This is a genomic window from Anabaena sp. FACHB-83 (assembly GCF_014697485.1).
Classification (GTDB): Bacteria; Cyanobacteriota; Cyanobacteriia; order Cyanobacteriales; family Nostocaceae; genus Nostoc_B.
Map to the genome: position 1 here is coordinate 1 of NZ_JACJRY010000110.1, position 3,448 is coordinate 3,448.

The 3,448-nt window shown below is 38.5% G+C and carries 6 protein-coding genes; 1 reads left to right on the plus strand and 5 read right to left on the minus strand.

Annotated features, from left to right (window positions below; genetic code table 11):
* Nucleotides 1–271 precede the first annotated feature (271 nt).
* The gene (locus H6G79_RS36155; protein WP_242048800.1) at nt 272–844 is read left to right on the plus strand and encodes a plasmid pRiA4b ORF-3 family protein; all 573 of its coding nucleotides are present in this window, start codon (nt 272–274) and stop codon (nt 842–844) included.
* A gap of 68 nt (nt 845–912) precedes the next feature.
* On the opposite strand, the gene H6G79_RS36160 is transcribed toward H6G79_RS36155, so the two are convergent.
* The 5 genes from H6G79_RS36160 to H6G79_RS37705 form a co-directional block, all read right to left on the minus strand.
* Nucleotides 913–1,299 carry a type II toxin-antitoxin system VapC family toxin gene (locus H6G79_RS36160; RefSeq protein ID WP_190595334.1) on the minus strand — a complete coding sequence of 129 codons (387 nt, stop codon included), beginning with the start codon at nt 1,297–1,299 and terminating at the stop codon, nt 913–915.
* Entirely contained in the window at nt 1,296–1,547 is a 252-nt protein-coding gene (locus H6G79_RS36165) for a type II toxin-antitoxin system Phd/YefM family antitoxin (RefSeq protein ID WP_010997618.1), read from the minus strand. The genes H6G79_RS36160 and H6G79_RS36165 overlap by 4 nt, the downstream gene beginning before the upstream one ends.
* Before the next feature lie 174 nt (nt 1,548–1,721).
* Nucleotides 1,722–2,111 (minus strand): type II toxin-antitoxin system VapC family toxin, encoded by a 390-nt coding sequence (locus tag H6G79_RS36170; protein WP_190595335.1) that lies wholly within the window; start codon nt 2,109–2,111, stop codon nt 1,722–1,724.
* Nucleotides 2,098–2,361, minus strand: a complete 264-nt coding sequence (locus H6G79_RS36175) for an AbrB/MazE/SpoVT family DNA-binding domain-containing protein (RefSeq protein ID WP_190595336.1) — start codon at nt 2,359–2,361, stop codon at nt 2,098–2,100. The genes H6G79_RS36170 and H6G79_RS36175 overlap by 14 nt, the downstream gene beginning before the upstream one ends.
* A 222-nt stretch (nt 2,362–2,583) precedes the next feature.
* Entirely contained in the window at nt 2,584–3,381 is a 798-nt protein-coding gene (locus tag H6G79_RS37705; RefSeq protein ID WP_313934728.1) for a WD40 repeat domain-containing protein, read from the minus strand.
* Nucleotides 3,382–3,448 lie beyond the last annotated feature (67 nt).

The window sequence follows — 3,448 nt, forward strand, 5'->3', positions numbered from 1 at the left end:
TTTTTTGAAGATGTGCTGCAACTATTTTTTCTCGAAGATCGACAGAGTATGACTTCATTTAGAGGTATTTATATTTTAATTTATTGTACCTCATAACAGACGCAAGTGCTGTAATAGTTATCAAGAACAAGATAAATTAGTCTATTATCCAGGCTTCCACAATCTTAGCCTGTTGCATTTATTTGGTTTTCTTGACCTCACTCCAGGAGAACCAGAACCCGCTAAAGGATGGCGTATCACTACTGTAAAACGTAGTCTTTGGGGAGATGCCATGATAGGTTTGCTCTCTGAAATTTATGATGAAATTGAACCACAGCCAGAAGATGAAGAAATCTCTCTAGATTTCCGCATCGCTTTTGAAAAACTCAAACCGTATCTCCAACAATACTTTCCTGAATGGGAACAAACCTTAGTCATTGCCAACGGAGAGTTTAAGCAGGCAATTTATACTTTGAAAGTTACGCTATTAGATGCTTGGCGACGCATCGCCATTCCTACCAACCTCAATTTGGATCAAGTGGCCGCCGCAGTTGTGGAAGCATTTGATTTTGACTTTGAACATCTCTACCGATTCATTTACAAAGACCATATAGGACGCATTTTTGAATTTACTCATCCCTTTGTTGATATTCCCCCAAATACTGGCGATTTTCGCTTAGGTGAATTACCGCTTGAGGTGGGAAATCATCTGCAATTTACCTTTGATTTACTGGATGAATGGGAGTTTGATTTGCAGCTAGAAAAAATTGAGCCTGTCAATGCCAAAATGAAAAAGCCTAAGATTCTTGAATATCATGGCGAACCACCAGCACAGTATGGCGAAGAGGGGGATGATGAGGATTAGCTTGACTGCGGTGATAGGCTATCCTTCCACTTCTGCTACTGATTGAGTTTTATTCATCTTTTATTTGGCTACCAAATGACATCGACAGGATACTGTATGATTTTATTATCTACAGTAATTATGGGCATTTTTTCCACTTGACTTTGAGCAGTAATTATTCGGTCAAAAGGGTCTTGATGTAAAGCAGGTAGATTAACGACTTGTAAAGCGTGATTCATTTGAATAGGCAAACTTTCAAATCGATTTATAGTCAACCGACTGGGAATGTAAGTTTCTGGTGGCTCTGGTAAATTTAATTTACCCAAACGAACTTTAATTACAATTTCCCATGCGCTTGCAGCACTAAAAAATAAGTTATTCCCTGGATCGGCAATTATATTTCTAGCTGTAGATGAGAGTCGGTTATCGTCAATAACCCACCAAATAAACGTATGGGTATCAAGTAATGCTCTCATGCTTCTGCATCTGTTGGGTTAATAAAAGCATTTAGCACCTCGTCAGGGAGGGGAGCATCAAAGTCTGGGGAAATTGTTACTTGACCACGGTCTAAGCCTGGAATTCGAGGTAATTTCTGTTCCGCAATTGGGACTATACGCGCGATAGGAGTGCCTGCTTGAGAAATAATCACTTCTTCTCCGTCTCGCACTCGACGGAGTAGTTCCGCAAATTCAGCTTGACCTTCTGGGATTTCTAGGCTGTACATATATAGTTAATGTCAAGGATATTAATATCCTGGCATAGAGTTGTTATGGTGATCGCACATTAGAAACTTGTCAGAGTTGGTCAGGCGATCGCTCTTACTAAATTAATGTAAGGGAAAAAGTGGGCGATCGCCTAATCACATATTTTGAAGCTAGGTTTTTTTGCTGAGTCATCACTAAGGCTGCTTGACTTCACAGGTAGTTAGCCCCTTAGCCCTTTTCACAAATTTCTCGTCAAAAGTGTAAAATTCTGCATGTTTTTGACTGTGGGCTAGATGAAGCGCGTCAGCAAAATCTAAGCCTAATTCATGCCATTGCAACGCCTGAAACACTACGCCAGAATTACTCAGATGGACATTTGGCAACCCGAACAGCTTTCTTAACGCTGTACAGATTTCAACAGGTTTAAACTTATAAGCAAACCTTAGTACCCACTCAGTTTCTAGAATTACGGTATCTGGGATAAAAACATTTTGGTTTTGAAAAATTTCTAGACTTTTTTGGTACTGTACTTCATCATCTTGAGTCAATAGACGCACAATTATATTAGTATCAACTGCCACCATGCCATGATTCCTCTATACCTTGACGGATGGCATCATTCATATCTTCTAAAGATTTGGGTGCGCCTTGATATTTTAAGCAGCCTGCAACATCATTTAATGTAGTTTCTGCAAAGGGCTTCTTTGGTTTGAGAAGAATCCCATCACCCATATTAATTGCTATTAATTCCTGTCCGATTTCCCAGCCTGAAGCTTTTAGTAATTCTTCAGGAAGAATCACTTGTCCTTCATTGGATACCTTTGTTATTTCCATATATTGCGGAAGTTTGATGATTATAAATTTGCAATTTGTTTGTACTGCATTTTTATTTTTACATTTCTCCTTCTTCCACTGCAATAAGTGCTTTGAGGGTAGTGATTTCCGATGAGTTAAACCCTGTAATGTTCATACTTTCATAGGGGTGATCGCTTTTACTATTCCATTGTCAAGAATATGTGGCGATCGCCGTAACATCATTTGCTTATTGTCTAAGATTTATTCTGCATCTTCTACCGCACCTAATATTTTAAGTGTGGCTTTTTCAGCTTCAGTTAAACCTTGAACACCTGTAATATTCATTTTTTCATATGATCTATTAATTAAATTTTTTAAACATCTACCAGATGTAACATCCCAAAGTTTAATATTTCCATCTCTATCACAACTAGCAATTGTTTGACCATCTGGGCTAAATGCAACTGCAAGTACGGAATCGGTATGTCCTTGAAAACTGTTCATGCATTCTCCATTTTTAATATTCCACAGTTTTATAGTCTTATCAGAACTACCACTGGCAAGCATTTGGCTATTAGAGTTAAAGACAACTGCACGTACTCTGTCAGTATGACCATCAAAAATTTTTATGCACTTGCCACTCAAGAGACTCCATAACCTTATTGTTTTGTCATCACTGCCAGTAACAAGACTTTGACCATCTGGGCTAAATGCAACTGCACGTATCCAATTCTTATGTTCTTGAAAAATGTGCAAACATTCCCCTGTACGAACATTCCATATCCTAATGCTTTGGTCGTTACTAGCACTAGCAAGAATTTGGCTATCAGGGCTAAAGCATACTGAACGCACACCATGACTATGACCTTTGAGAACGCCAATAGATTCACCAGTAGAAATATCCCATAACCCAACTGTTTTGTCGGCGCTACCAGTAGCAAGCATCCTACCATTTGAACTAAAAGTAACAGAATATATCCAGCTATTGTGCTGCTGTATTACCTGAAAACATTGGCTCTCCGAGAGTAGATATGTTAAGTTAACAACAGAAATACCAATTTAGTAAAACCCTTCTTCTAAAACTATTAAAGTTAGTTAAGCCATAAGCTCTGCGTTTAATGAGCTT

Bases quoted from the DNA above. Each gene is read 5' to 3' on its own strand.
- H6G79_RS36155 (WP_242048800.1), top strand. From the start codon at position 272: ATGATAGGTTTGCTCTCTGAAATTTATGATGAAATTGAACCACAGCCA.
- H6G79_RS36160 (WP_190595334.1), bottom strand. From the start codon at position 1,299: ATGAGAGCATTACTTGATACCCATACGTTTATTTGGTGGGTTATTGAC.
- H6G79_RS36165 (WP_010997618.1), bottom strand. From the start codon at position 1,547: ATGTACAGCCTAGAAATCCCAGAAGGTCAAGCTGAATTTGCGGAACTA.
- H6G79_RS36170 (WP_190595335.1), bottom strand. From the start codon at position 2,111: ATGGTGGCAGTTGATACTAATATAATTGTGCGTCTATTGACTCAAGAT.
- H6G79_RS36175 (WP_190595336.1), bottom strand. From the start codon at position 2,361: ATGGAAATAACAAAGGTATCCAATGAAGGACAAGTGATTCTTCCTGAA.